Raw genomic sequence first — 24872 nt, 5'->3', positions numbered from 1 at the left:
GACGGGCGGTGTCATGATTGCGCCGGGATTACATCCTTGCGTTAAGGGTGCTTAGCATCGCATCTTTCGTCATGACAGAGCCGATGACGCAATATTTTGCGATTCGTAGCGTGGACCTATCGGCTTGCAGCCGCGCTGGCGTGCCTGAAGCGGCCTTGCTCTCAGTTCCGGGGAAGCTTCGCCGGCTCCGGCGGCGGCGTCGCGCCGAGCGCTTTGGCGGTGTCCCCGGCGGCCGCATTGGCCTTCTGCTTGGCTTCGAGAGCGGCCTCGATCTTCTTGTAGTCCTCGACCGGCTTGCGCGGGGCCGCGCGCGTCACGCTCGACCCGACGGGGACGTATTCGAGGTCGTTCGGCCGGGCTTCCCGGACGAAAGCCTTGGATTCCTGCGGGGTGGTCGCCAGGCCTGCAGCCTCGGCGACGCCCTTGAATCCCTCGTCGCTGCCGCAGCCGGCGAGCGCCACGCCGACCACGACCAGCGCCACCGGAATCAGGAGCGGCTTTTTCGCGGAGATTTCAGTCGGCATCGGGGCATCCAGAGGTTGTCGATTTCACTTGGTAAAGCACAGCGGCTGCGTCCTTAATAGGACCAAAATGGAGCGCGATGCGCTATCCTACGACGACAGGGGGAAAGGGCGACATATGAGCGGAAAGAGCGACAGGGCGAAGGACACCACCGGTCCGGCCGAGGCCGCTCCCGACTTCGACCAGTTCGCGCAGAATATGGGCCGGCTCGTCGAGGAATACGGCAAGGTCACCGCCGCCTACCTGAAGCCGATCGAGCGCGGCGAGGCCAAGACCGGCCAGGCCGACGAGGCCAGCGACATGGTCAAGACGCTGGGCCGTGTCGCCGAGCGCTGGGTCAACGATCCCTCTAAGATCATCGAGGCGCAGGCTTCCCTTACCGGCGACTTCATGAACCTGTGGAGCACGGCGCTGAAGCGCGCCAGCGGCGAGGAGGTCGCGCCCGTCGCCGAGCCGGACAAGCGCGATGCCCGCTTCAAGGACCCGGACTGGACGAACCACCCCACCTTCGACTTCATCAAACAGGCTTATCTGATCGGCTCGCGCTGGGCCGAGACGATGGTCGACAAGGCCGACGACCTCGACCCGCATACGCGCGAGAAGGCCCGCTTCTACATCAAGCAGATCGCCGGCGCCCTCTCGCCCACCAATTTCGTCGCCACCAATCCCGAGCTGCTGCGCGAGACCATGCAGCAGAACGGCGAGAACCTCGTGCGCGGCATGAAGATGTATGCCGAGGATGTCGAGGCCGGCGGCGGCGAGCTCAAGATCCGCCAGTCCGACGGCGGCGCCTTCGAGGTCGGCGTCAATATCGCGACGACACCGGGCAAGGTCATCTTCCGCAACGAGATCATCGAGCTGATCCAGTACGCGCCCGCGACGCCGCAGGTGCTGAAGCGGCCGCTGCTGATCGTGCCGCCCTGGATCAACAAGTTCTACATCCTCGACCTCAACCCGGAGAAGAGCTTCATCCGCTGGTGCGTGGCGCAGGGGCTGACCGTCTTCTGCATTTCCTGGGTCAATCCGGATGCGCGCCACGCCGCCAAGGATTTCGAGAGCTATATGCGCGAAGGCATCTTCGCCGCGCTCGACACGATCGAGGAGGCGACCGGGGAAAAGAAGGTCTCGGCGATCGGCTACTGCGTCGGCGGCACGCTGCTCGGCGTGACGCTGGCCTATATGGCGGCGGTGCGCGACAAACGCATCGAGAGCGCAACCTTCTTCACGACGCAGGTCGATTTCGCGCAGGCCGGCGAGCTCTCGGTCTTCGTCGACGAGGAACAGATCCGCGCGATCGAGGAGCAGATGGCCCGCACCGGCTATCTCGACGGTGCGCGGATGGCGGGCGCCTTCAACATGCTCAGGCCGAACGACCTGATCTGGTCCTACGCGGTCAACAACTACCTGAAGGGCAAGGCGCCGACGCCCTTCGACCTGCTCTACTGGAATGCGGATTCGACCCGGATGCCGGCGGCGAACCACTCCTTCTATCTGCGCAACTGCTATCTCGACAACAAGCTCTCCAAGGGCGAGATGCGGATCGGCGGCAAGACGCTCGACCTCAAGCAGGTGACGATGCCGATCTACAATCTCGCGACGCGGGAGGACCATATCGCGCCGGCCCAGTCGGTCTTCAACGGCTCGCAGTGCTTCGGCGGGCCGGTCGAGCATGTCGTCGCCGGCTCCGGCCATATCGCCGGTGTCGTCAATCCGCCGGCCAAGGTGAAGTACCAGTACTGGACAGGCGGACCGGCCAAGGGCCGCTATGCCGACTGGCTGGCCAAGGCGGACGAGCATCCGGGCTCGTGGTGGCCGCACTGGTTCGGCTGGCTGGAGGCCCAGGCGCCGAAGAAGGTCGCCGCCCGCGAGCCGGGAGGCGGCAAGCTCAAGGCGCTCGCCGACGCGCCCGGCACTTATGTGAAGGTGAAGGCCTAGGCTTTCGTCCGGTCGTGCTCGCCCTTGTGGCGACCATCGACGCCTTCGCGCCGGGGCGGCTCGACGAGCCCTCCCCGTGAGTATGTCCCGCTATTCGCCCCGCCAGACACAGACGCTCAATGCAAGGCCGGTGACGACGGCCGGTTCAAACGGCCCTGCCGTCCCGGTCGAACCCGGCAGGCTTCACAAATCGCGATGCCATCTATCGCATGTGCTGGACTATGCCGAGGCGTGGAACGCCCGGCATCCCGAATAGGCCCCGCCTCGTTCCCCGCCCAGCAGAAAACGCCGCGGACCGACCATAGTCGCACCGACAAAAAAGCCGGCCCGAAGGCCGGCTTTTGTCGTGAGGGCGGTGCCGCTCAGTTCTTGCGGACGACCGGGCGAACCGGGACCGTCTGCTTCGGATCGTCCCAATTGTAGGTGATGCCGACCGAGGCGATGTGGATGTAGGGCTTGGCCTCGGCGGTGTAATAGACCGGCGCGCCGCGGTTCCACTGCGGGTGAGCCGGATTGTAGTTCACCGACGCCTTCTTCACGTCGATATAGGTGTAGCCGACATCCAGCTTGATCCGGTCGGTGACCTGATAGCTCGCGCCGGCACTGAGCCAGAGACGGTCGTTATCCGAGATGTAGATGGTGCGGTTGCGGTCGTTGACCGCGGACATCTCGTAGCCGATGCCGGCGCGCAGCGTCAGGTCCTTGCTGTACTTGTACTCGACGCCGCCGCTGAAGAACCAGGCGTCGTCATACTGGAAATTCAGGCTGGTCTGCGGGCGGCCGTTGAGCTCGTTGACGATCGGGATGTTGCGGAAGCGGCTCCAGTTCGTCCACTCGACGCCGAGATGCGCCTGCCATTGATCGTTGATCACCTGCGAAACGCCGACGACGACCGAGTCGGGCAGGTTCAGGTTGGCCTTGACCGGGAAGCGGGCGAGGACGGGCGTGGGCGTGGCCAGCGACCCTTGGAGCGTCTGGCGGATCGAAGAACGATAGGCCACGCCGATATTGGTTCCCGCGAACGGGGTGAACGTCGCGCCGAGGCGATAGCCGAAATCGATCGTGTCGCCCTCGAGAATGACCGGGGAGGCCGTGGGCGCGAGGCCACCGGCCTGCTTCAGCTTGGCGCTCAGATACTGGATCTGCAGAGCGGCGCCGACCGAGAGCCAATCGTTGACCTTGTAGCCGACCGTCGGCGAGACGTTGACGGTCACGAGCTTGGCCGAACGCCCGTAAATCTGGGCGGCGTGAACCTGGTTGTCCGGCTTGGAACGCAGGCCATAGGGCGCGCCGGTGGTCATGCCGACCCAGAGCCGGTCAGTCAGTTGCCAGGCGCTGGCCGAAGCCGGGATGACGGCGCCATCGCCGCCAATATTGCCGGTGCCGAACTGGATCGGGTTCAGCGGCGCCGGCGCGTCCGGGCCGCCGACCCGCGAGGGCGACGTCGGCTGATAGTCGCCATTGGCGTTGAGATAGGTGTAGTTCCAGTTGCTGTGGCGGCCGGGAAACATGGTGATGGTCGCCGGGTTCCAGGCCATCGCGCTCATACCGATGCCGCCCGAAGCCGCGCCGGCAAAGGCCATGCCGAGGCCTTCGGCGCCCTGGCCGCTGCGGATGGCGAATGAACTGGCCGAGGCCGCTCCAGCCGCGAGGAGAGCGGCAAGCGAGACCGAGGCGGCTGCGGCGGTACGAACAAGGCCCTTCATCGAATCCATCCCGATCTAGATTTTTCGAGGTCGGACACCTCACTTGATTCGGAGCATGACCCGAGCCGTTTCCCGCCGCAATCCTACCTCCGGCGCCGTGGAATCGCCGTACCGCCTCCTCATTTGGGACCAACTCTGCCGAAAACAGACCAAAACTGACGATTTCCGACGATGCGTCAGCCCGATTGTTCAGAAAGATATAGTTTATATAAGAACTATTGCCGGTTTTTGCCCATTTCCGGCTCGCCTCAATCCCCTAGGCTCACCCTGGGTCAACCGTCGCTTTGGGAAGCCCCGTTGCATTCGCGCAACAATCCGGCCGCCTGCTCCATGCGGATGTCCCATGCGCGATGACGGGCTTGTGTTTCCGGTCGGCATCCGATCAGAATCCCCTCACCCATTTAGATCGTTTGAAAACGGGGGAAACACCTTGAAACTGCTCCGCTACGGCGCACCCGGCCAGGAGAAGCCGGCCCTTCTCGATGCCAAGGGCGGGTTGCGCGACCTGTCCGGCATCATTCCCGACCTCGCCGGCAAGGCGCTGACCTCGGCCTCGCTCGCCAAGATCAAGGCAGTTGCGCCGGAATCCCTGCCACTCGTCTCGGGCTCTCCGCGTATCGGCGCCTGCGTCGCGGACGTGCGCAACTTCATCGCGGTCGGCCTGAACTTCGCCGATCACGCGGCCGAGACCGGCGCCGAGATCCCGAAGGAACCAATCCTGTTCAACAAGGCTCCGAACTGCATCGTGGGTCCCAATGACGACGTGATCATCCCGAAGGGCTCGCAGAAGACCGACTGGGAAGTCGAGCTCGCCATCGTGATCGGCGACGGCGGCTCCTATATCGAGGAGAAGGACGCCATGGCGGCGATCGCCGGCTTCTGCGTCTGCAACGACGTCTCCGAGCGTGCCTTCCAGCAGGAGCGCGGCGGCCAGTGGGCCAAGGGCAAGGGTTGCCCGACCTTCGGGCCGCTCGGCCCGTGGCTCGTCACCACCGACGAGATCAAGGACATCCAGAATCTCGGCATGTGGCTCGAGGTCGACGGCGAGCGCGTGCAGAACGGCTCGACCAAGACGATGATCTTCGGCGCCGCCTATCTGGTCCACTATATCAGCCAGTTCATGCGCCTCGATCCGGGCGACGTCATCACCACCGGCACGCCTCCGGGCGTCGGCCTCGGCTTCAAGCCGCCGCGCTTCCTGAAGGGCGGCGAGGTCGTCACCCTCGGGATCGAGGGCCTCGGCGAGCAGAAGCAGAATTTCGTGCCCTACAAGGGCTGATCCGAAAGGGGCGCTCCGGCGCCCCTTTTCATTTTGACGATATGATGCCGGGTGGTTCAGCACCTCGGCCGGCCGCGAAACGGACGCATGAGGGCCATGCAGGGCAGAACGAAAAGGCACTGCCGAAGCTGCTTGACCTGGCTTCGGCAGTGCAAGCCGATACTCGCCTGTGGCCTTGCGGCCTTTTTGAGGACCACCACCATGGCCTCATCGAAAGAATCTGCCATCCCCCAAATGGGGGCTTCCCTGACGTCATATTTCCGGCCGCCGGAGCAGCAGCCGTCGAGCCGCCGGCCGAATCGCCGACTTCGCCATGATTGCGAACGGGCTGCCCGCTCCGCCCCTAGCGGCTTCAGCGCGGCCCGGCGCTCTTCAGCAGGCCGACCAGATCGGCCTGCCGGCGCGTGCCGGTCTTGGCGAGGATACGCTTCAGGGTCGTGCGCGCCGTCGCCTCTGTCACGCCGAGACGCAACGCGGCCTCCCGCGGCGGATGGCCGCCGGCGATGACCGCGGCCAGCCGCGCCTCGGCCGGGGTGAGATCGAACAAGCCGGCGATCAGGCCGGCATCCGGCCCCGCTCCCGCGACGACCGGCGTCGCGACGATGATAGCGCCGGCAAAAGAGAAGATGTCGCGCGCCCGGCCGCGCACCGGCGCAACATGCACGACCATCGGGTCGGCGCCGCGCCAGGACGGGATCGGGACGGACCGGACCGGCTGGGGCAGGTCCGTCCGCGAGAAGCCCGCGATCGCTGTCGCCAGCATGTCGTCTGCCGGGGTGTAGGCAAGAGCGAGACGGGCCGTGCGATCGTGGAACACATCAGGGATCAGGTCCTGGAACAGGGCGTTGGCCTCGAGCACATGGCCGCGCAGGCCGAGAACCGCAGCCGGCAATCCCATCAGTTCGAGCGCCTGCGACGCCGCGCGCGCGCGCTCCATCGCCAGACGGCGACCGAGCAGTCCGGCCCGGGCGAAATGCGGCCTCAGGCGGTCAAGAGCTGCAATGGCCCGCTCATCGACGGTGCCCTCCGAGAACGAGCGCTCGCAATGGACGATCGTGGTGTCGCCGGTCGGCGCGGCAATCACCGTGGCGACCCCGGACCCGTACCCGGCCGGGATCAGGATATCCTGATAGACCGGCTCATGCGCGATCTCGTCGGGACTGAAGACATCGTCATCGGTGATGAAACCGAGCCGGCCATGCGCGAGCAGGCGCTGTGCCCGTTCGTTGACGGCGAACGGGATGCGGCGCAGCACCTCTTCATAACCCTCGGTGAACTCCGGCGAAGAGCCGAGAAGGCGCGCCTCGTCGTCGAGCACGGTCCCCAGCAATGCCTCGCGACAACTGGCGATCCGGGCCGTGTCACGCAGCACGGCAGGCCAACGCTCAGGCACGATCGCGGCCTCGTAGATGCCGTCGATCAATGCATTCTCGAACTCGCTGCCCGTCACGTCGCACCTCTCGCGATACAACCAACCTATCCCGCATGACGCGAAGATGTCTCGTCAAAAGACAGGTCGTGGTTGATGTCGCAGCGCGCTGGCAGGCGGAAAGCGGCTCAGCCCTCCGGCAATCCAAGCATCAGGCGGATGTTCTGCACCGCGGCGCCGGATGCGCCCTTGCCGAGATTGTCGAGCCGCGCGACCAGCACCGCCTGGCCGAGATCGTCCTGCCCGAACACCATGAGCTCCAGTTTGTTGGTGTCGTTCAGCGCTTCCGGCTCGATCTTGCCACCCAAGCCGTCCTGCGTGACGACGCGGACATAGGTCGAGCCGGCATAGCGCTCGGCCAGCGCATGGTGGAGATCGGCCACGCCCGGCCGCCCTGGCAGCATGTCGAGATGCAGCGGCACGGAAACCAGCATGCCCTGCCGGAAATTGCCGACGGAGGGCACGAAGATCGGCCGCCGGGTCAGGCGGGCATAAGCCTGCAACTCGGGCAGGTGCTTATGACGCAGGCCGAGGCCGTAAAGCTCGAAGGCGGGGGCGACGCCGGTCTCGAAATCCTCGATCATCGACTTGCCGCCGCCCGAATAGCCGGAGACGGCATTGATGGTGACCGCATGGTCCTGCGCCATCAGCCCGGCATCGACGAGCGGACGCAGCAGCGCGATGGCGCCGGTGGGATAGCAACCGGGATTGGCGACACGGTCGGCCTTGGCGATCTTCGCGGCATGGCCGGGCTCGAGCTCGGCAAAGCCATAGACCCAGCCCGGGGCAACGCGATGGGCGGTCGCGGCATCGACGATCTTGGGCGCGCCGGCGCCGAGCTGATCGGCGAGCGCGACCGATTCCTTCGCGGCGTCGTCCGGCAGGCAGAGCACGACGAGATCGACGCTCGCCATCATGTCCTTGCGGGCGGCGGGGTCCTTGCGCTTGTCGGGATCGATGCTCTTGACCGCGACCTCCGGCACCACCGCCAGACGCTCGCGGATACCGAGACCGGTCGTGCCGGCTTCGCCGTCGATGAAGATGGTTTTCAGGTTCTGGCTCATCGGGACCCCCGGTGGCTGGGCAGACACAGCAATGGATGGGCTTCAGGCATAAAAAAACCGCGCTTCTGGCGCGGTCGCGGGCGTTCGGTCAGCAGCCGAGCGTCATCGCGGGCGCGCCGTGGCGGCCAGGCAGGGGCGACGTCGGATGAAGCTCGTCATCATGATCCCGTATATGTTCGTGCTTGGACGAGGTGTCAATCACGCCTTGCGCCCCACCTGATCATTGCCTCTCTTCGCTCCTCGCAAAGTCGACACGCGCCGCAGGCCCGAAAGCTGAATCGCGGGAAGCGCTTCCCTGCTTTTCCTCGCGAACCGATTCAACCGGCCTTCTTCAGTGCCAATGCCTGGATGTGATGCTGGGCGATGCTCGAGGCGGCGACCGCCGTGATGTCGGCATGGTCATAGGGCGGCGAGACCTCGACCACGTCCATGCCACGGATATCGAGATCGCGGATCGCCCAGAGGATGCGCAATGCCTGGTCCGCGGTGAAACCGCCCGAGACCGGCGTGCCGGTGCCGGGCGCGAAGGCGGGATCGAGCGCGTCGATATCGAAGGTGAGATAGGCCGCGCCCTCCCCGACCCGCTCGCGGATGCGCCGCGCCGTGCCGGCGACGCCGAGTTCCTGCGCCTCATAGGCATCGATGACGGCGATGCCGCAATCGCGCGGCGCAACGGTGCGGATGCCGATCTGGACCGAACGCTCGACATCGATCAACCCCTCGCGCACCGCCTCCAGCACGAAGCTGCCATGGCCGATGCCGCCCGGACCGTCGTCCCAGGTGTCCTGATGGGCGTCGAACTGGATCAGCGCCAGCTTGCCGTGGCGGGCGACATGAGCGCGCAGCAGCGGCAGGGTGATGAAATGGTCACCACCGAGCGTGACGAGATGGGCGCCCGAAGCGAGGATGCCGGCGGCTTCCGTTTCGATGGCGCGGGCGCAAGCTCCGAGATCGCCGCGCGGCAAGGCACAATCGCCATAATCCACGGCCGCGAGTCGGGCGAAGGGGTCGATGCCCGAGGGATATTGCGGGTCGCCGTCGAAGATCGCGCTGGCGCGGCGGATCGCCTGCGGGCCAAAGCGGGTGCCCGGTCGGTTGGTGACGGAGAGATCGAAGGGCACGCCCCAGATGACGAGATCAGACCCCGCGATATCCTTGCCGTAGCGGCGACGCATGAAGGAGAGCGCGCCGGCATAAGTCGGGTCTGCGGCGCCGCCGCGCCTGTCGCCGGTGAAGGCGTGGTCGATCGGTGGCTTGTCGGAGGCTTCGGTCATGATCGTCTCAGTCAGCGGCGCGCGTTGAACCAGACATAGATGCACCACGGCAGGATCAGCGCGAGCGCCGTCAGGACGAGGCGCAGCATCGTCCAGGCGTTGGGGTTGTTGAGCGCGCGCCCATCAAGCGCCGGCACGCCATGGATCAGGCCGAGCGCGATGGCCGGAGCGAGGAAGACGACCAGCGCCCGGCCGATGCGTTGCCCGCGCGGGAGTTCCTCGCGCGCCAGCATCAGCAAGGCCGGCACGGCGATCATGACGAAGGCGATCAGGACGAGAAGGACGCGCATGGGGTTCCGGGCAGAGTGTCGCTTGCAAGCACTATATGTCGTTTCTCACCCGCGCCGTCATCCCGGGCGACCGAAGTGAGACCCGGGATCCATGCCGGAACCTCTATCTCGAGCGCTCCGGCATGGATCCCGGATCGGCGCCGCTATCGCGGCTTGTCCGGGATGACGGCGCGGTTGGAGCAAGACGATTGGAGCAGGAAGGTTGAACGCTACCTCCCGCCACCGACCTTCAGGATGATTCCAGTCGTGTAGCTCGACGCGCCAGACAGCAGGAACAGCACCGCCTCGGCGATCTCGTCGGCAGTCGCGGCGCGCTTCAGCGGAATCAGCGGCGCGATCCGGGCGACGCGGCCGGCCTCGCCGGTCGAGAGCGCGTGGATCTCGGTCTCGGTGATGCCCGGCGCCACCGCGTTCACGCGGATGCCGTGCGCCGCCAGCTCCTTGGCAAGACCGATGGTGAGGGAATCGACTGCGCCCTTCGAGGCCGCGTACCAGACGTACTCGCCGGGCGAGCCCAGTTCCGCCGCGACGGAGGAGATGTTGACGATCGCCCTGCCCTCCGCAGCTTCGTTGGCGATGAGCGCCCGGGCCGCCTCGCGAGCGACGAGGATCGCGCCGGTGACGTTGACGTCGATGCATTCACGGATGACCGCCGTATCGGCGTCGACGAGCGGCCCTGACTTGCCGGTGATGCCGGCATTGTTGACGACATGGGTCAGCGGCCCCAGCGCCGCCCTCGCCTCGGCGAAGACGCGGACGATATCCGTCGCGCTCGCCATGTCGCCTTGAAACGCCACGGCCTTCGCACCCGCCGCCTCGCAGGCCGCGACGATCTTGGCGGCCGCACCGGCATTGCTCCGGTAGTTCACCGCGACATCGTAGCCGCGCCCGGCCGCCATGATGCAGGTCGCAGCGCCGATGCCGCGGCTGCCGCCGGTGACGAGAAGAACGGGGCGGGTCATGGCAGGCTCCTGCTGATCGGGCGCGAGAATGCCAGCCAATACGAAAAGGGCGGCTCTTGCGAGCCGCCCTTCCGCATACCGGTAATCCCGGAAACGATCAGCGCTTCGAGAACTGGAAGCTGCGGCGGGCCTTGGCCTTACCGAACTTCTTACGCTCGACGACACGCGAGTCGCGGGTCAGGAAGCCTTCCTTCTTGAGCGGGCCGCGAAGCTCCGGCTCGTAGAAGGTCAGCGCCTTGGAGATGCCGTGGCGCACCGCGCCGGCCTGGCCGGAGAGACCGCCGCCCTTGACCGAGACGATGACGTCGTACTGGGTCATGCGATCGACGAGCTGGAGCGGCTGCGCCAGCACGAGACGCAGCACCGGGCGAGCGAAGTAGATCTCCTGGTCGCGGCCGTTGACGGTGACCTTGCCGGAGCCCGGCTTGATCCAGACCCGGGCGATGGCGTTCTTGCGCTTGCCGGTGGCATAGGCGCGGCCCTGCGCATCGACCTTCTTGACGTGGACCGGAGCTTCCGGCTGAGCGGGCTTGGCGACGTCGCCGAGCTGGGAGAGAGACTGCAGAACTTCAGCCACGGTCAGACCCTCTTGTTCTTGCTGTTGAGCGCGGCGACGTCGAGCGCCTCCGGCGACTGGGCAGCGTGCGGATGCTCCGCGCCCTTGTAGACGCGCAGGTTGCCGAGGATCTGGCGGAAGAGCGGGCCGCGCGGCAGCATGCGCTCGACGGCCTTCTCGACGACGCGCTCAGGGAAGCGGCCTTCCAGGATGAACTTGGCCGAACGCTCCTTGATGCCACCCGGGAAACCCGTGTGGTGGTAGTAGTTCTTCTGCTCGCGCTTGCGGCCGGTGAAGGAAACCTTCTCGGCGTTGATCACGATGACATTGTCGCCGCAGTCGACATGCGGGGTGTAGGCGGCCTTGTGCTTGCCGCGCAGACGCATCGCCACAACGGAGGCGAGACGGCCGACGACGAGCCCGGAGGCGTCGATCACAACCCACTTCTTTTCGACATCGGCGGGCTTGAGCGAGACGGTGGTCTTCATCGCGGTACCCCTTCGGTTGCGTAAAAAAGGACAAGCCGCCGGAGAGCCCAGCGGCGGTGTGGCGTCGAGATAGGGGCAAGCAGGCCGACTGTCAAGCGTTACAATTGACGCCAAAAAGCAGAAAACGCCTATTTTTCAACAAGCTGAGAAAAACGGTATCAGGATACCGCATATTATTCCACCGCCGCGACCCGCGCCCTGCCGCACCGCTCACCGCGCGACGGGAATCGAATAGGTCCCCGTCGCGTGACAGACCATCTCCGGTTCCCCTTGCGAATAGAGGCAGACCTCGCCGACCGCGAGCCGCTTGCCGAGTTTGAGCAGCTTCGCCTCGCCGATCAGCGCCGCCTGGCCGGGCTTGCGTAGGAAGTTGAAATTGAGGCTCGTCGTCACCGCGAGGCCGACCGGGCCGATCTGGGCCAGGATCGCCGCATAGAGCGCGAGATCGGCCAGCGCCATCATGGTCGGCCCCGAGATCGTGCCGCCGGGGCGCAGATGCTTCTCATGGTAGTCGCAGCGCATCCGGGCCGTCATCGGCCCGACATCCTCGATGAAATAGGTGCGCCCGCCATGGTGGAGCTGGGGAAAGACCTCGTCGAGATAGGCATCGATCTCGGAGGCGCTCATGCGGGTCGTCATGCGGAAAACCACAGGCTGGAACGGGGCTTATCCCCTTGCAGCATGGCCGGCCGGCTCCGACAATAGGCGGAAATGCGGAAGGGAAGCACGATGAACGCCCATCACAAGCCGGAGGCCGCGCCCGTCCTGCTGCGCGAGGACGCCAAGGGCATCACGACGCTGACGCTGAACCGCCCGCAGGCACGCAACCCGCTGAGCGAGGCGATGCTGGCGGCGTTGAGCGAGACCTTCACCGCGATCGCGGCCGATCGCGCGGTCAAGGCCGTGATCCTCACGGCGGCCGGGCCGGTGTTCAGCGCCGGGCACGACCTCAAGGAGATGACCGCCCATCGCGCCGATCCCGACCGGGGCCGGGCCTATTTCACGGATATCCTCGGGCGCTGCTCCGCCATGATGCAGCAGATCACGGCCCTGCCCCAGCCGGTGATCGCGGCTGTCGAGGGCACAGCCACCGCCGCCGGCTGCCAGCTCGTGGCGAGCTGCGATCTCGCGGTCGCGGGCGAAGGCGCCCGCTTCTGCACGCCCGGCGTCCATATCGGCCTGTTCTGCTCGACGCCGATGGTCGCGCTTTCGCGCAATCTCTCGGCCAAACATGCGCTGGAGATGCTGCTGCTGGGCGAGATGGTGCCGGCGGATGAGGCGGCTCGCATGGGACTGGTCAATCGTGTCGTGCCGGCCGGCGACGCTCTGGCGGAAGCGCAGCGGCTCGCGGCGATCATCGCTTCGAAGTCTCCCGCAACGGTCAAGATCGGCAAGCGCGCCTTCTACGAGCAGCGCGAGATGGGGCTCAAGGCGGCTTATGACCACGCCTCGGCCGTGATGGTCGAGAACATGCTGGCACGGGACGCCGAGGAAGGCATCGGTGCCTTCGTGGAAAAGCGCGCGCCGGTGTGGGAGGGGTAGGACCCCCCTCCCCCCCCCCGGCAACCACGGGGAGACCCGGGATGACGGCGCGGTCGCTGCGTCCTATATCGGCCCTGCGCCTTCCCCGCCGCTGAGGCTCAGCTTCATGACCCACGACGCCTATCCCGACAGCCTGATCCGCGACATCCTGAAATCCGTGAAGCGGATCGCGCTGGTCGGCGCTTCCGCCAACGAGGCGCGGCCGAGCTGGATCGTAACGAAATACCTGATCGACCGGGGTTATGACGTCATTCCGGTCAATCCCGGCCTCGCCGGCCAGACGATCCTCGGCAAGACGGTCTATGCCACGCTCAAGGATATCCCCGGCCCGGTCGACATGGTCGAAATCTTCCGCAATTCGGAAGCGGCGGGGCCGATCACCGACGAAGCGCTGGCGCTCGATCCCCTGCCCAAGGTGATCTGGATGCAGCTTTCGGTGCGCAACGACGAAGCCGCAGGACGGGCCGAAGCGAAAGGCGTCACCGTCATCATGAACCGCTGCCCGAAGATCGAATACGGCCGGCTTTCCGGCGAGATCGGCTGGCAGGGCATCAATTCGCGCATCCTCTCGGCCAAGAAGCCGGTGCTCGCCGGCAAGGGCTTCCAGAAGCTGACGATCAACCGGCCGGGAACCTGACGCAGCCTGCCGCCCCCGAATTGACGCTTCGACAACCGTTCGTTAAATCGAACGATCCGTTTTCGACGTCAGATTGTCAGGGAGCAGCCATGACCGACCGTGCACCGGGTTTCCACACACTCGCCATCCACGCCGGGGCAGCACCCGACGCCGCGACGGGCGCACGCGCCACGCCGATCTACCAGACGACGTCCTTCGTCTTCGACGATGTCGACCATGCCGCCTCGCTGTTCGGGCTGCAGGCCTTCGGCAATATCTATACCCGCATCGGCAACCCGACGAACGCGGTGCTGGAAGAGCGCGTCGCAGCACTGGAGGGCGGCACGGCGGCGCTCGCCGTCGCGTCCGGCCACGCGGCCGAGTTCCTCTGCTTCCATGCGCTGCTGCAGCCGGGCGACGAATTCGTCGCGGCGCGCAAGCTCTATGGCGGCTCGATCAACCAGTTCAACCATTCCTACAAGAGCTTCGGCTGGAATGTGATCTGGGCCGATCCGGACGATGTCGAGGGCTTCGCCGCCGCCGTGACGCCAAAGACCAAGGCGATCTTCATCGAGTCGATCGCCAATCCCGGCGGGGTCATCGTCGACATCGCCGCGATCAGCGCGATCGCCAAGAAGCACAACATCCCGCTCATCGTCGACAACACGATGGCCTCGCCCTATCTGCTGCGCCCGTTCGAGCATGGCGCCGACATCATCGTGCATTCGGCGACGAAGTTCCTCGGCGGCCACGGCAACTCGATCGGCGGCCTGATCGTCGATGGCGGCTCGTTCAACTGGGTCGGCGACGACCGCTACCCGATGCTCTCCAAGCCGCGGCCGGAATATAACGGCATGGTGCTGGGCGAGACCTTCGGCAATTTCGCCTTCGCCATCGCGACCCGCGTGCTCGGCCTGCGCGATCTCGGCCCCGCGCTCTCGCCCTTCAACGCCTTCATGCTGCTGACCGGCATCGAGACCCTGCCGCTGCGCATGCAGCGTCATTGCGAGAGCACGCAGAAGGTCGCCGTGCATCTCCAGAAGCATCCGGCGGTCGAGTGGGTCAGCTATCCCGGCCTGCCCGGCGACAAGTACGAAGCCCTGGCCAAGCGCTACACGCCGAAGGGCGCCGGCGCGGTCTTTACCTTCGGGCTCAAGGGCGGCTACGACGCCGGCGTCAAGCTGGTCTCGAACCTCAAGCTGTTCTCGCATCTCGCCAATATCGGTGACACGCGCTCGCTGGTGATCCACCCAGCCTCGACCACCCATCGCCAGCTCACCGACGAGCAGAAGATCGCCTCGGGCGCCGGACCGCAGGTCGTGCGCCTCTCGATCGGGCTCGAAGATGTCGAGGATCTGATCGCGGATCTGGATCAGGCGCTGGCATAAGCTCATGCCTCATTCTCGGGCTTGCCCCGAGAATCTCATGACCATGGAGGCGCCGGAAACGGCGCCTCTTTTGTTTGGGAGAACTCCGATTGTCATTCCGGGGCACGCCGCAGGCGTGAACCCGGAACCCACGACCGGGTGAGCCCTGCAAACAGTAGCGGACACGCCACGACCCAGTCGTGGGTTCCGGGCTCTTCGCTGCGCGAAGCCCCGGAATGACAAGCGGGCTGCTTATCCCCTTGCCGCCTGCTCGGTGCGGGTGACATGCACCACGCCCATCGCCAGCACGGCGAAGCCGAGCGCCTGATGGCTAAGCCCGGCCCAGAGCGGCACGACCAGCAGCAGCGTCACGATGCCGAGCGCCGATTGCGCCAGAACCAGCCCGGCGATCGCGGTCGCGCGCTTGGCGCTGCCCGAGCCCGGCGCGGCGCGGCGCAGACGCAGTACGTTCCACAAGGCGACGGCGAGAAGGACATAGGCGCCGATGCGGTGGTTGAACTGAACCAGCGCGACATTGTCGACGAAGTTCTCCCAGAACGGTGTCTGGGCGAAGAGCTGCGAGCTAGGGGGCACCAGCACGCCGTCCATCAGTGGCCAGGTGTTGAAGGTGAAGCCGGCCTTCGAGCCGGCGACCAGCCCGCCGAGCGCGACCTGCACGAAAAGCAGGAGCAGCAGCAGCCATGCGCTCGCCCTGCCTCGCGCCGGCTCGCCCCGGCGCAGCGGCGTCAGCGCCGTCGCGAAGGCCACGACCGAGGCGAAGAACAGGCCGGCGAAGGTCAGATGCAGCGTCAACTTCACCGGCGCGACCGCGATCATGCCGGGCTGCAAGCCTGACGCGACCATGATCCAGCCGATCGCGCCCTGCAGGCCGAGCAGCAGGCCCATGCCGAAGAGCGTTGCGCTCTGCCGAACGGGCAGCAGGCGGCGCAAGGCGACGATGAGGAAGCCGGCGAGATAGATCAGCCCGATGAAACGGCCGAGCTGGCGATGGCCCCATTCCCACCAGTAGATGAACTGGAACGCGCCGAGGCTCATGCCCTCGTTGAGGAGCTGGTATTGCGGGCTCGCGCGATACTTGCCGAACTCCTCGGCCCAGGCTTCGGCGGAGAGCGGCGGCATCGCTCCGGTGATCGGCTTCCATTCGGTGATCGAGAGGCCGGACCCGGTAAGACGGGTCGCGCCTCCGACCACGACCATCAGGAAGACGAGCCCGGCCACGATCCAGAGCCAGCGGCGGATGCCGGCATGATCGGCCTTGGCGTCGGCGCGTGTCTGGTCGAGGGCGAGGGTCACGGGCGGGCTTTCGGTCGCAGGCGGGGATCTTTCGGCGCGCATCGCTTCACAAGCGCGCTCGCCGGTGACATAGACCCGTCGCTCCGGCGCGACAACGCCCGCATTGCCGCAGCAGCCCAGTCCGCGCGGTGGAGAGCCCGATGAAACAACGCAACCGCAAGCTGGTCGGGACCGTGCTGATCCTCGTCTTCGTCTGCGTCTACGCGCTCGTCGCGATGGCGCTGGCGCAGGGGCGGATCACCGAAGCGTCGAAGCCGGTGCAGACCATCGCCTATATCGCGCTCGGCCTCGCCTGGGTGCTGCCGCTGCTGCCGCTGATCAAGTGGATGGAGCGCAAGGACGAGGCTTGAGGCGTTTCGCCGATCCCGGCGGAAGAACCACTGTTGTCATTCCGGGGCGTGCCGCAGGCACGAACCCGGAACCCACGACCGGGCGAGCCGCCGGCCACTGAACACAAGATGTCTCACCCGGTCGTGGGTTCCGGGTTCTTCGCTCCGCGAAGCCCCGGAATGACAAGCCGAGGGCAAAACCCTAACCGACATCCAGCCTGCGCCCCCTACTTCGCAGCCAGAACGGCAGCCCAGACAGCAGCGCCCGCAGCGCCGCCTCGTTCTGATGCAGGCCGTTGAGCGAGACGCGCGGCAAGGCATGAAGATGGCCGGCATGCTCGGGAAAGAGATGGCCCGGCCGCGTGGTCACCGCGCTCTCGAAGCCCGCCTCCGCCGCCAACGCGAAATCGCGCGGTCCGACAGAATCGGGATCGCCGACCGGATAGGCGAAATGGCGGATCGGGATACCCAGCTCCGTCTCCAGACGCTGCCTGCTCTCGACGATCTCGCGGCGCGCGACATCCGCATCGTGCTTCGCCAGCATCGGATGCGTCAGGGTATGGGCGCCGATGGTCACGCCCGGCGCACCGGACAAGGCCCGCAGCGTCTCCCAGGGCAGGCATTCTCGCTCGACAATGGCGGCCGGGTCGATGCCGGCCTCGGCCGCCAACGTGGAAATCGCTGAGAGCAGAATCGCTTCCGGGCCGCGGCGTAGACGCCAGTAGAGCCTGGCGAAGGCGCGGTCCTTCTCGGCATCGGTTTCGGTCCGAGCCATGAAGCGGCCATCCGGCAGGGCGAGATCGAGCCGCGGCAGGGTCCGGATCGCCTCCTCCAGCTCGACCCACCAGAGCCGCGCCGTGCGATCGGCGAAGCCGGGCGTCACGAACAGGGTCCAGGGCGCCTCGTGCTTCGCCAGGACGGGCCAGGCCTCTTCGACATTGTCGCGGTAGCCATCGTCGAAGGTCAGCGCGACGAAGAAGCGGCCGGGTTTGGGATTGCGCAGGCGCGCCAACGCCTCCTGCAACGAGACGATGTCGTAGCCTTCGGCCCGGATCAGGCGCAGCGCGCGATCGAGGAAATCCGGGGTGATGTCGAGCAGCGCGTTCGGCGCAAAGCCGCGCCGCTCCGCCGCCCGGACATGGTGCAGAGTCAGGATCACGCCCGCGCCTTGCGCAAAGCCACGGCTCCAGCGGTCGGCGCCGGTCGCCGCCATCACCCGGAATGCGGCCGCGATGGCCCTGTGACGCCCGTTCATCGCCGCCAAATGCAACCGTCCCCTTGCAACCACCCGCTAACGCTATCGCGCGATGGCGCGGCGGGACCAAGGGATTGTGGCCGATCCGTTCACAATGACGGGTTAAGGACGCTCATCTGCTCTGCTCGTATGGGCGAAGGACACATGCCCGCCATCGCCGCTTCGACATCGGCCAACTCAGACGCGGCCACCGCCGCCCGGACCGCGCGACGCCCCTGGGCCTCGATCGCGATCGAGACCGATATCGCGGCGCTCGCCGACACCTGGCGTGCGTTCGAGGCGACCGCGCTGGTGACGCCCTATCAGAGCTATGACTGGATCAGGCCCTTCGTCGAGACGATCGGCGCAGCCCACGGCATGGCCTTGCGCTACGCGCTGGTGCGCGATGCCGGCGGCAAACTCTGCGCCTTGCTGCCGCTGACGATCACCGGCCGCAGCGGCTTCCGCTTTGCCGAGTTCATCGGCGGAAAGCACGCCAACTACCATATGGGGCTCTACGCTCCGGGTTTCGCCGCGCAGCTCGACACCGCCCTGACGACGCAGATGTTGACGGAGATCGGCAATGCCATCGGCGGACTCGATGCGCTCGCCTTCGTCAACCAGCCGATCACCTGGCAAGGCGTCGGCAACCCCGCCGCGCAGCTCGCCGCCGGCCCGAGTCCGAGCCGCGCCTACAAGCTCGCCCTGATCGCCGGCGACGGCGATGCGACGCTCAGGCGCTCGATGAGCAGCCACGCGCGCAAGAAGCTCAAGAACAAGCACAGCCGCTTCAAGGATTTCGGGCCGTCGGTGCTGACGCGGGCAACGAGGTCCGGCGAAGCCGCGCGGATCATCGACGCGTTCCTGGAGCAGAAGGCGGAGCGCTTCCGCGTCATGGGCGTGCCTGACCCCTTCGCCGAGCCGGCGATGCGCGCTTTCCTGGAACAGGCGGCGATGGATCGCCGTTCCGAGCGCCCTGCGATCGAGCTCTATGCCCTCGATCTCGAAGGTCGGCCGGTGGCGACCTATGTCGGCGCGACCCAGGGCGAGCGCTTCTCGGGCATGGCGACCTCGTTCGACATGGCGAGCGAAACCGTCAAGACCAGTCCGGGCGAATTGCTGCTGGCCGAATTGATCCGCCTGAAAGCCCGGGAGGGCGTGGCGGTCTTCGATCTCGGAGTCGGCGAAGCCCGCTACAAGACCACCTTCTGCGACGACCATGACGATCTCGTCGACAGCTTCCTGCCACTGACCTTCAAGGGCCGGCTCTTCGCGCGGATCGCCCGGACGAAGCGCGAGTTGAAGCGGCTGATCAAACGTTCGCCGGCTGCGCTGAAGCTCGCCCACCGGGCATCGGGCTGGCTGCGGCGCAAACGCACAGAGGACGAGTAGGGCCGCGCCCGGCTCCGGCGGCTCAGGCGTCGACCGGCGCCTCCGTGCGCGACACCGGGGGCATCGGCACGCCGCCCTCGGCATCGAGGATCAACGTGACCGGCGCCTCGGTCAGTTCGCTCAGGCGATAGGCCGTTTCCAGCGCATGGCCGTTGCCGACTTGCCCGCTCATCACGAGCCCGGCCTGCGCGCGGCGGGCGATCGGCGCCAGCACCGCGCCGTCGTCGTTCGAGGCGGTCGCGACCAGCACCCAGTCATAGGTCTCGCAAAGCGCATCGAGCGCGACATCGACGAGATCGGGAGCCGCCAGCACCGCGACGCGACCGGCGCGGCCGGCCCCGATACGGTGCAGCCGCGAACCCGACGCGCGCATGATGATGTCGGAGAACAGCGCCTCGCCGGCGAGAAGCTCCGAGAAGCCGGCCTCCCCGCCCGCGGGGTCGGTGGACAGGTCGACGAGCACACAGCGGCAGCGCTGCGCCAGCAATTCGGCGAGGTCCCGCGGCCTTGCAGCCTCGTCGCCGGCGCCATCCAGGACCAGCGCCAACGGCGCCATGCCGCGCGACGGCTCGCGGGTCCGCTCGGCGATCTCGGCCAGCGTCAGCTCGGGCTGGTCCAGGTCGAGCCGGATCTGGCCGAGCTTCCCGGCATGGGTCAGCAGGCCGGCGACGCGCGCATGGCGCGGTGCGCCGGGCATCGGGCCGGGCGCCTCCTCATCCTCGTCCTCGGACGAGGCAGCGGAAACCCAGCGCGGCCCGCGCGGGGCGTCCGGCATGGGGCGCCCCTGGCCGTTGAGCAATTCGCGGGTCACGATCGTCGCCAGCGCGATCAGGAAGGTCGCAAGCGTCGCAACCAGCACGACCGGGATCTTCTTCGGGAAGGAGGGCTCGGTCGGCTCGACCGCCCGCGAAATGATGCGGGCATCGGCCGGCGCGGCATTCATGGTGTCGCGCGCGACCGCCTCGCGATAGCGCTGCATGTACTGCTCGAGCTGCTCACGCAGCGTGCGGGCCTCGCGCTCCAGCGCGCGCAGCTGCACTTCGCTGTCATTGGCGCTGGAGACGTTCTTCTTCTGCCCGTCGAGCGCGGCCTGGAAGCTTTCGACGCGCTGGCCGGCGATCTTGGCCTCGTTCTCGAGCGTGCGCACGGTGCGCTCGGCAGCGGCGCGAAGCTGGCCTTCGAGGTCGAGAAGCTGGGCGTTGAGCTCCTTGATCCGCGGATGCTCCGGCAGCAGGCTGCGCGATTCCGCCGCGATCTGGGCGCGCAGGTTGACGCGCTGCTCGATCAGCCGGCGGACGAGGTCATTATTGGCGACGTCGGGGATCTCGAAGGTGCGGCCCTGCTTGATGGCATCGCGGATCAATCCCGCCTTGGCCTGCGACTCGGCCTGCTGGCTGCGAGCGCTGGAGAGCTGCGCCGACAGGTCGGTGAGCTGCTGGGAGGTGATCGTGGTGTTGTTGGGGCCGGCGAAGAGGCCGTTCTTCGAGCGGAAGTCCTCGACCCTGGCCTCGGCCTCGGCGACGCGCTTGCGCAAGGGCTCGATCGTGGTCGAGAGCCAGTTCGAGGCGCTGCGGGCGTTCTCCTGCTTCGCCGCCTCCTGGAACTCCAGATAGGTCTCGGCAATGGTGTTGGCCGCCTTCGCGGCGAGCGCGGCATCGCTCGAGGTGAATTCGATGGAGACGATGCGCGAACGGGCGACGGGGAAGACCAGCAGCCGATCGTAGTATTTCTCGAGAACGCGTTCCTCAGGGGAGCGGTCGGCCGGATGCCCCCCGAGCCCGATCATCACCGCGAGCTTGCGCACCGCGCTCAACGCTCCGACGCCGGAATCGAATTCGGCATTGCCGACGAGCCCGATCCGCTTCACCGCCTCGCGCGCCAGGTCGCGGGACATGATGATCTGGACCTGGCTCAGCACCGCTTCGGAATCGAACTGGCCGCTATCGGCCGCGGCCTGCCCCGGCAGCGTATAGAAGCCGCCGCGGCTTTCCAGCAGCAGCTTGGCTTCGCCGGTATAGCGCGGCGTCACGACGTTCACCGCGACGAAGGACAGGCCGAGGGCGGCGAGCGTCGGCGCGATGATCCAGAACTTGCGGCGCTTGATCGCGGCCCAGAGGGCGGAGAGATCGAGCATGTCGCCCCGGCCTTCGCCGGCGCCGCGCGCATCAATCCCAGCTTGAGCGGTCATGGGGCCCACCTATCGACGCAAAACTCTTGTCCCGTGGAAGAGACGCGGGCGACATTGAAAGCTCAGTAAGGTTATCGCCGGGTAAATGCCGGCGGGATGGCGGCCCCGCTTTGGCCCTTGCCGTCTCCCGCCCCCGCTTCGGGCGCCGGCCGTCCGGGGCGATTCGGCCGCAGGAAACCCCGGCTTCGACCGGGCCTTGCGCCGCAATCAAAGTCGCGTGGCGCCTTGATTTCACACAGGAGAGACGGGCCGGCGCAGCAGAATTTTCGGCAAGGCCACCCTCTCGATCGTAAACGACGACCGCGCCCACCTGCCGGCGCAGTCCCTCTCGACAGCTCGCAATCGGCAAATTCTGCGCGAGAGACCCGGCGCCCGGTAAGGAAGCTTAACGGATCATTACCGCCATTCTGAACGGCGGCTTCACCGGCCATTCAGCGGGAGAAGCGAATCTCGGCTCGCTCGATCAAACGTGTCGCCATGATCGGGCCGCTGCCGACTGCAGCTACCCCCACAGCCTCGCAGTCGGCAGCGTTTTTGCGCGCCCTCCCCCGAACGATCCGAAGCAGCCAGACGCGGCAACGCGGCCGATCGGTCGATGCCCGCAACGCCTCGCGGGAAGCCTTTGTTAACCATGTCGAGTCTAAAGATCGGGCCAGTTCTGCACGGGTAAGCCAGTGATGAGTCGACGCCTCGCCTCTCTCGCCTTGGCTGCCGCCATGACTGCGGGAGCCTGCGCGCCCCGCTATCCGGCGGCGGACTATGCGCTCGCCGAGCCGGCCGGCCCTTATCGGCTGGCCAGCGGCGACCGGCTGCGCGTCATCGTGTTCGGGCAGGACAATCTCTCCAACATCTATGCCGTCGACGGCGCCGGGCGCATCGCGATGCCGCTGATCGGCTCGGTCGAGGCGCAAGGACGCACGACGCAGCATCTCGCCCAGGCGATCGAGGCCAAGCTGCGCGGCGGCTATCTGCGCGAGCCCAAGGTTTCGGTCGAGGTCGACACATACCGCCCCTTCTTCGTGCTCGGCGAAGTCACCCAATCCGGCCAGTTCCCCTATGTTAACGGCATGACCGTGCAGACGGCGGTCGCGATCGCCGGCGGCTTCACGCCGCGCGGCCAGCGCTCCACGGCCGAGGTGACGCGCCAGATCGACGGCCAGACCGTGACCGCGACCGTGCCGATCACCTATCCGGTGCAGCCCGGCGATACGATCGTCATCAAGGAACGCTGGTTCTGAGATTGCGGCGCGCTCGATGACGGACAATCTCGCCGCCCGCCCCCTGAAAATCCTGCATGTCTTCCGCGCGCCGCTCGGCGGGCTGTTCCGGCATGTCCTCGATGTCGCGCGCGGCCAGGTCGAGCGCGGCCACAACGTCGGCATCTTCTGCGATTCCAGCACCGGCGGAGCGCGGGCCGACGCGGTCTTCCGCGAGCTCGCCGGCCAGTTGACGCTGGGCGTGACCCGGGTGCCGATGTCGCGCTACCCGAACGCCACCGACCTCAAGGCCCAGTTTTCCGAGATCTCGCTGCGGCGACGCCTCGCGCCGGACGTGGTGCATTGCCACGGCTCGAAGGGCGGGGTCTATGGCCGCATCCCCGCGCTGTTTTCGCCCGGCCGGCGCTATGTCACCGCCTACACGCCCCATGGCGGCAGCTTCAACTACAAGCCCGGCAGCGTGGAGCATAAGGTCTATATGAGCGTCGAGCGCCTGCTCGAAGGCGCGACCGACATGTTCCTGTTCGAGAGCCGCTTCATCGCCGGCCGCTTCGAAGCCCATGTCGGCCACCTACCGCGCACGGATCATCGCATCGTGCTCAACGGGGTTTCCGACGCGGAATTCGAGCCGATCGATCACGAGGCCGCCGAATTCGACCTGCTCTATCTGGGCGAGCTGCGCTCGGCCAAGGGCGTCGACACCCTGATCGATGCACTGGCGCTGCTGCGCCGGCGGGACGGGCTGACGCCGCGCATTCTCATCGTCGGCTCAGGCCCGGACGAAAGCGAACTGAAGCAGATGACGCGCGAGCGCGGCATCGCCGACCAGTGCGCCTTCGAGCCGCCGGCCCCCATCCGCAAAGCACTGGCGCGCGCCCGCGCCATGGTCATCCCGTCGCGAGCCGAGTCCCTGCCCTACGTCATCCTGGAAGCGGCAGCGGCCGCGCAGCCGCTGATCTCGACCGATGTCGGCGGCATCGGCGAGATCTACGGCCCCAACCATCGCCAGCGCCTGATCCCGGCCGACGACCCGGCGATCCTTGCCGGGGCGATCCGGGCGATGCTGGAGACACCGGGGCCCGAGCGCCTCGCCCAGGCGGCGGACCTCGCCGGCCACGTCCGGCAGAATTTCCGCCTGGACGACATGGTCGACGGCGTCATCGCCGGCTATCGCGAAGCACTCAAGACACGCGGCATCGTCTGACGCGCCCTTTGTCATTCCGGGGCTTCGCGCAGCGAAGAACCCGGAACCCACGACCGGGCGAGCCGCTGGCAACGAAACACAAGATCTCCCACCCAGTCGTGGGTTCCGGGTTCGCGCCTGCGGCACGCCCCGGAATGACAAAGGTGGCTCCGACAGACCTTCAGACCAGCTTAAGCGCGACGACGCCACAGACCACGAGCAGGATGCCGAGCCAGCCCGCCGGCCTGATGCGCTGGCCGAAGACCAAAGCACCGATGACGGCGGTGATCACCAGCCCCGCCCCGCCCCAGACCGCATAGGCCACCGAGAGGTCCATGCCCTCGATCGCCTTTGCGAGCGCAGCGAAGGCACCCATGACGAGAACGATACCGCCGGCGCCCATGATGCGACGGCTCATGCCGTCCGAGAGCTTGAGCAGATAGGTACCGCCGATTTCGAGGGCGACGGCAAGCAGGAGCCAGAGGAACGGCGCAGCCTGCACAAAGGAGGCATTCACGCGAACCTCCCGTGATCCTCGCTGCGTTCGTGCCCCACGCCATTCTCGATGAGCAGGATGCCTGCCAGGATGGCGGCGAGCCCTGCCGCTCGCGCGGGGGTCAGATGCTCGCCGAAGAGCACATGGCCGATGACCGCGATGCCGACGATGCCGAGCCCTTCCCAGACGGCATAGGCGACCGCCATGGGGATGACGCGCAGCGCGATGCTGAGCAGGATGAAGGAGAAGCCGATCAGGACCAGCGGCAATGAGCCGACGAGCCATGAGGTGGAGACGGCCGACTTCAGCGCGGCCGTCGCGACGATCTCGACGGCGATTGCCGCGAGCAGAACCAACCAATGAAAAGACATGATGCACACGGGCAAAGCCGGCGCTGAACGTCACGGGTGCGACGCAGGGACAGCCAAGCAATCGTTAGAGTTTTAAATCGATGGATCCAAAAAGAAGACTGAGCCGGAGCTTTGCTCC

At 66.7% G+C, this 24872-nt stretch carries 24 protein-coding genes; 9 read left to right on the top strand and 15 right to left on the bottom strand.

Going from position 1 to position 24872, the window contains the following annotated elements; all coding sequences use genetic code 11:
* Positions 1-161: 161 nt before the first annotated feature.
* Positions 162-524: a hypothetical protein gene (locus ACODTJ_RS23840; protein WP_454657397.1), complete on the bottom strand. Its 363-nt coding sequence runs from the start codon at positions 522-524 to the stop codon at positions 162-164.
* A 115-nt stretch (positions 525-639) separates the two neighbouring features.
* Between ACODTJ_RS23840 and phaC the strand changes: the two genes are divergently transcribed.
* Positions 640-2457 carry a class I poly(R)-hydroxyalkanoic acid synthase gene (gene phaC / locus ACODTJ_RS23835; RefSeq protein ID WP_454657398.1) on the top strand — a complete coding sequence of 606 codons (1818 nt, stop codon included), beginning with the start codon at positions 640-642 and terminating at the stop codon, positions 2455-2457.
* Positions 2458-2819: 362 nt separating this feature from the next.
* On the opposite strand, the gene ACODTJ_RS23830 is transcribed toward phaC, so the two are convergent.
* A complete protein-coding gene (locus ACODTJ_RS23830) occupies positions 2820-4163 on the bottom strand; it encodes an OmpP1/FadL family transporter (protein ID WP_454657399.1) in 1344 nt (447 codons plus the stop codon).
* Between the two features lie 430 nt (positions 4164-4593).
* On the opposite strand from ACODTJ_RS23830, the gene ACODTJ_RS23825 reads away from it, so the two are divergent.
* The gene (locus tag ACODTJ_RS23825; RefSeq protein ID WP_454657400.1) at positions 4594-5442 is read left to right on the top strand and encodes a fumarylacetoacetate hydrolase family protein; all 849 of its coding nucleotides are present in this window, start codon (positions 4594-4596) and stop codon (positions 5440-5442) included.
* 352 nt (positions 5443-5794) lie between these two features.
* On the opposite strand, the gene ACODTJ_RS23820 is transcribed toward ACODTJ_RS23825, so the two are convergent.
* The 8 genes from ACODTJ_RS23820 to ACODTJ_RS23785 all read right to left on the bottom strand — a co-directional run bounded on the left by ACODTJ_RS23820 (position 5795) and on the right by ACODTJ_RS23785 (position 12144).
* Positions 5795-6892 carry a helix-turn-helix transcriptional regulator gene (locus ACODTJ_RS23820; protein WP_454657401.1) on the bottom strand — a complete coding sequence of 366 codons (1098 nt, stop codon included), beginning with the start codon at positions 6890-6892 and terminating at the stop codon, positions 5795-5797.
* Positions 6893-6999: 107 nt separating this feature from the next.
* A complete protein-coding gene (gene argC / locus ACODTJ_RS23815) occupies positions 7000-7935 on the bottom strand; it encodes an N-acetyl-gamma-glutamyl-phosphate reductase (RefSeq protein ID WP_454657402.1) in 936 nt (311 codons plus the stop codon).
* 317 nt (positions 7936-8252) lie between these two features.
* On the bottom strand, positions 8253-9209 hold the full coding sequence (speB, locus tag ACODTJ_RS23810; RefSeq protein ID WP_454657403.1) for an agmatinase: 957 nt from the start codon (positions 9207-9209) through the stop codon (positions 8253-8255).
* A gap of 11 nt (positions 9210-9220) precedes the next feature.
* Entirely contained in the window at positions 9221-9499 is a 279-nt protein-coding gene (locus ACODTJ_RS23805; RefSeq protein WP_454657404.1) for a hypothetical protein, read from the bottom strand.
* A 209-nt stretch (positions 9500-9708) separates the two neighbouring features.
* A complete protein-coding gene (locus ACODTJ_RS23800) occupies positions 9709-10461 on the bottom strand; it encodes an SDR family oxidoreductase (RefSeq protein WP_454657405.1) in 753 nt (250 codons plus the stop codon).
* A 97-nt stretch (positions 10462-10558) separates the two neighbouring features.
* Positions 10559-11038 (bottom strand): 30S ribosomal protein S9, encoded by a 480-nt coding sequence (gene rpsI, locus ACODTJ_RS23795; RefSeq protein ID WP_293812769.1) that lies wholly within the window; start codon positions 11036-11038, stop codon positions 10559-10561.
* 2 nt (positions 11039-11040) lie between these two features.
* Positions 11041-11505: a 50S ribosomal protein L13 gene (rplM, locus tag ACODTJ_RS23790; RefSeq protein WP_291651615.1), complete on the bottom strand. Its 465-nt coding sequence runs from the start codon at positions 11503-11505 to the stop codon at positions 11041-11043.
* A 210-nt stretch (positions 11506-11715) separates the two neighbouring features.
* Positions 11716-12144 (bottom strand): PaaI family thioesterase, encoded by a 429-nt coding sequence (locus ACODTJ_RS23785; protein WP_488850270.1) that lies wholly within the window; start codon positions 12142-12144, stop codon positions 11716-11718.
* Between the two features lie 90 nt (positions 12145-12234).
* Here ACODTJ_RS23785 and ACODTJ_RS23780 point away from each other — a divergent pair, with 90 nt between their 5' ends.
* The 3 genes from ACODTJ_RS23780 (at position 12235) to ACODTJ_RS23770 (ending at position 15051) form a co-directional block, all read left to right on the top strand.
* A complete protein-coding gene (locus ACODTJ_RS23780; protein ID WP_454657407.1) occupies positions 12235-13047 on the top strand; it encodes an enoyl-CoA hydratase in 813 nt (270 codons plus the stop codon).
* A 106-nt stretch (positions 13048-13153) separates the two neighbouring features.
* Positions 13154-13684 carry a CoA-binding protein gene (locus tag ACODTJ_RS23775; protein WP_454657408.1) on the top strand — a complete coding sequence of 177 codons (531 nt, stop codon included), beginning with the start codon at positions 13154-13156 and terminating at the stop codon, positions 13682-13684.
* Positions 13685-13773: 89 nt separating this feature from the next.
* Positions 13774-15051 (top strand): O-acetylhomoserine aminocarboxypropyltransferase, encoded by a 1278-nt coding sequence (locus tag ACODTJ_RS23770; protein ID WP_454657409.1) that lies wholly within the window; start codon positions 13774-13776, stop codon positions 15049-15051.
* 231 nt (positions 15052-15282) lie between these two features.
* On the opposite strand, the gene ACODTJ_RS23765 is transcribed toward ACODTJ_RS23770, so the two are convergent.
* Positions 15283-16386, bottom strand: coding sequence for a COX15/CtaA family protein (locus ACODTJ_RS23765; RefSeq protein ID WP_488850267.1), 1104 nt, complete (start codon positions 16384-16386; stop codon positions 15283-15285).
* A gap of 98 nt (positions 16387-16484) precedes the next feature.
* On the opposite strand from ACODTJ_RS23765, the gene ACODTJ_RS23760 reads away from it, so the two are divergent.
* On the top strand, positions 16485-16694 hold the full coding sequence (locus tag ACODTJ_RS23760; RefSeq protein ID WP_454657411.1) for a DUF2842 domain-containing protein: 210 nt from the start codon (positions 16485-16487) through the stop codon (positions 16692-16694).
* A gap of 181 nt (positions 16695-16875) precedes the next feature.
* Here ACODTJ_RS23760 and ACODTJ_RS23755 read toward each other — a convergent pair whose 3' ends face one another.
* Positions 16876-17937: a polysaccharide deacetylase family protein gene (locus ACODTJ_RS23755; RefSeq protein WP_454657412.1), complete on the bottom strand. Its 1062-nt coding sequence runs from the start codon at positions 17935-17937 to the stop codon at positions 16876-16878.
* A 135-nt stretch (positions 17938-18072) separates the two neighbouring features.
* On the opposite strand from ACODTJ_RS23755, the gene ACODTJ_RS23750 reads away from it, so the two are divergent.
* Positions 18073-19299 carry a GNAT family N-acetyltransferase gene (locus ACODTJ_RS23750; RefSeq protein WP_488850264.1) on the top strand — a complete coding sequence of 409 codons (1227 nt, stop codon included), beginning with the start codon at positions 18073-18075 and terminating at the stop codon, positions 19297-19299.
* 22 nt (positions 19300-19321) lie between these two features.
* Here the strand turns inward: ACODTJ_RS23750 and ACODTJ_RS23745 are convergent, their stop codons facing one another.
* Positions 19322-21487, bottom strand: a complete 2166-nt coding sequence (locus ACODTJ_RS23745; protein WP_454657414.1) for a GumC family protein — start codon at positions 21485-21487, stop codon at positions 19322-19324.
* A 677-nt stretch (positions 21488-22164) separates the two neighbouring features.
* Between ACODTJ_RS23745 and ACODTJ_RS23740 the strand changes: the two genes are divergently transcribed.
* A complete protein-coding gene (locus tag ACODTJ_RS23740; RefSeq protein ID WP_454657415.1) occupies positions 22165-22725 on the top strand; it encodes a polysaccharide biosynthesis/export family protein in 561 nt (186 codons plus the stop codon).
* Between the two features lie 16 nt (positions 22726-22741).
* Entirely contained in the window at positions 22742-23908 is a 1167-nt protein-coding gene (locus tag ACODTJ_RS23735; RefSeq protein WP_454657416.1) for a glycosyltransferase, read from the top strand.
* Positions 23909-24068: 160 nt separating this feature from the next.
* On the opposite strand, the gene ACODTJ_RS23730 is transcribed toward ACODTJ_RS23735, so the two are convergent.
* Together ACODTJ_RS23730 and ACODTJ_RS23725 are read right to left on the bottom strand one after the other, a co-directional pair.
* Complete coding sequence (locus ACODTJ_RS23730) at positions 24069-24404, bottom strand: SMR family transporter (RefSeq protein ID WP_454657417.1); 336 nt, start codon at positions 24402-24404, stop codon at positions 24069-24071.
* The gene (locus ACODTJ_RS23725; protein WP_454657418.1) at positions 24401-24754 is read right to left on the bottom strand and encodes a DMT family transporter; all 354 of its coding nucleotides are present in this window, start codon (positions 24752-24754) and stop codon (positions 24401-24403) included. The genes ACODTJ_RS23730 and ACODTJ_RS23725 overlap by 4 nt, the downstream gene beginning before the upstream one ends.
* Positions 24755-24872 lie beyond the last annotated feature (118 nt).

It is taken from the genome of Allobosea sp. FG18, from assembly GCF_057809495.1.
Note: the sequence above shows the minus strand (reverse complement) of the source record. Positions and strands in the feature narration are given on the sequence as shown.

Coding starts and splice junctions, on each gene's coding strand:
- ACODTJ_RS23750 (WP_488850264.1), top strand. CDS start 18,073: ATGCCCGCCATCGCCGCTTCGACATCGGCCAACTCAGACGCGGCCACC.
- ACODTJ_RS23785 (WP_488850270.1), bottom strand. CDS start 12,144: ATGACGACCCGCATGAGCGCCTCCGAGATCGATGCCTATCTCGACGAG.
- ACODTJ_RS23735 (WP_454657416.1), top strand. CDS start 22,742: ATGACGGACAATCTCGCCGCCCGCCCCCTGAAAATCCTGCATGTCTTC.
- ACODTJ_RS23805 (WP_454657404.1), bottom strand. CDS start 9,499: ATGCGCGTCCTTCTCGTCCTGATCGCCTTCGTCATGATCGCCGTGCCG.
- ACODTJ_RS23745 (WP_454657414.1), bottom strand. CDS start 21,487: ATGACCGCTCAAGCTGGGATTGATGCGCGCGGCGCCGGCGAAGGCCGG.
- ACODTJ_RS23780 (WP_454657407.1), top strand. CDS start 12,235: ATGAACGCCCATCACAAGCCGGAGGCCGCGCCCGTCCTGCTGCGCGAG.
- speB (WP_454657403.1), bottom strand. CDS start 9,209: ATGACCGAAGCCTCCGACAAGCCACCGATCGACCACGCCTTCACCGGC.
- ACODTJ_RS23830 (WP_454657399.1), bottom strand. CDS start 4,163: ATGAAGGGCCTTGTTCGTACCGCCGCAGCCGCCTCGGTCTCGCTTGCC.
- rplM (WP_291651615.1), bottom strand. CDS start 11,505: ATGAAGACCACCGTCTCGCTCAAGCCCGCCGATGTCGAAAAGAAGTGG.
- ACODTJ_RS23760 (WP_454657411.1), top strand. CDS start 16,485: ATGAAACAACGCAACCGCAAGCTGGTCGGGACCGTGCTGATCCTCGTC.
- ACODTJ_RS23770 (WP_454657409.1), top strand. CDS start 13,774: ATGACCGACCGTGCACCGGGTTTCCACACACTCGCCATCCACGCCGGG.
- ACODTJ_RS23775 (WP_454657408.1), top strand. CDS start 13,154: ATGACCCACGACGCCTATCCCGACAGCCTGATCCGCGACATCCTGAAA.
- ACODTJ_RS23740 (WP_454657415.1), top strand. CDS start 22,165: ATGAGTCGACGCCTCGCCTCTCTCGCCTTGGCTGCCGCCATGACTGCG.
- ACODTJ_RS23765 (WP_488850267.1), bottom strand. CDS start 16,386: ATGCGCGCCGAAAGATCCCCGCCTGCGACCGAAAGCCCGCCCGTGACC.
- ACODTJ_RS23840 (WP_454657397.1), bottom strand. CDS start 524: ATGCCGACTGAAATCTCCGCGAAAAAGCCGCTCCTGATTCCGGTGGCG.
- ACODTJ_RS23800 (WP_454657405.1), bottom strand. CDS start 10,461: ATGACCCGCCCCGTTCTTCTCGTCACCGGCGGCAGCCGCGGCATCGGC.
- ACODTJ_RS23725 (WP_454657418.1), bottom strand. CDS start 24,754: ATGTCTTTTCATTGGTTGGTTCTGCTCGCGGCAATCGCCGTCGAGATC.
- phaC (WP_454657398.1), top strand. CDS start 640: ATGAGCGGAAAGAGCGACAGGGCGAAGGACACCACCGGTCCGGCCGAG.
- argC (WP_454657402.1), bottom strand. CDS start 7,935: ATGAGCCAGAACCTGAAAACCATCTTCATCGACGGCGAAGCCGGCACG.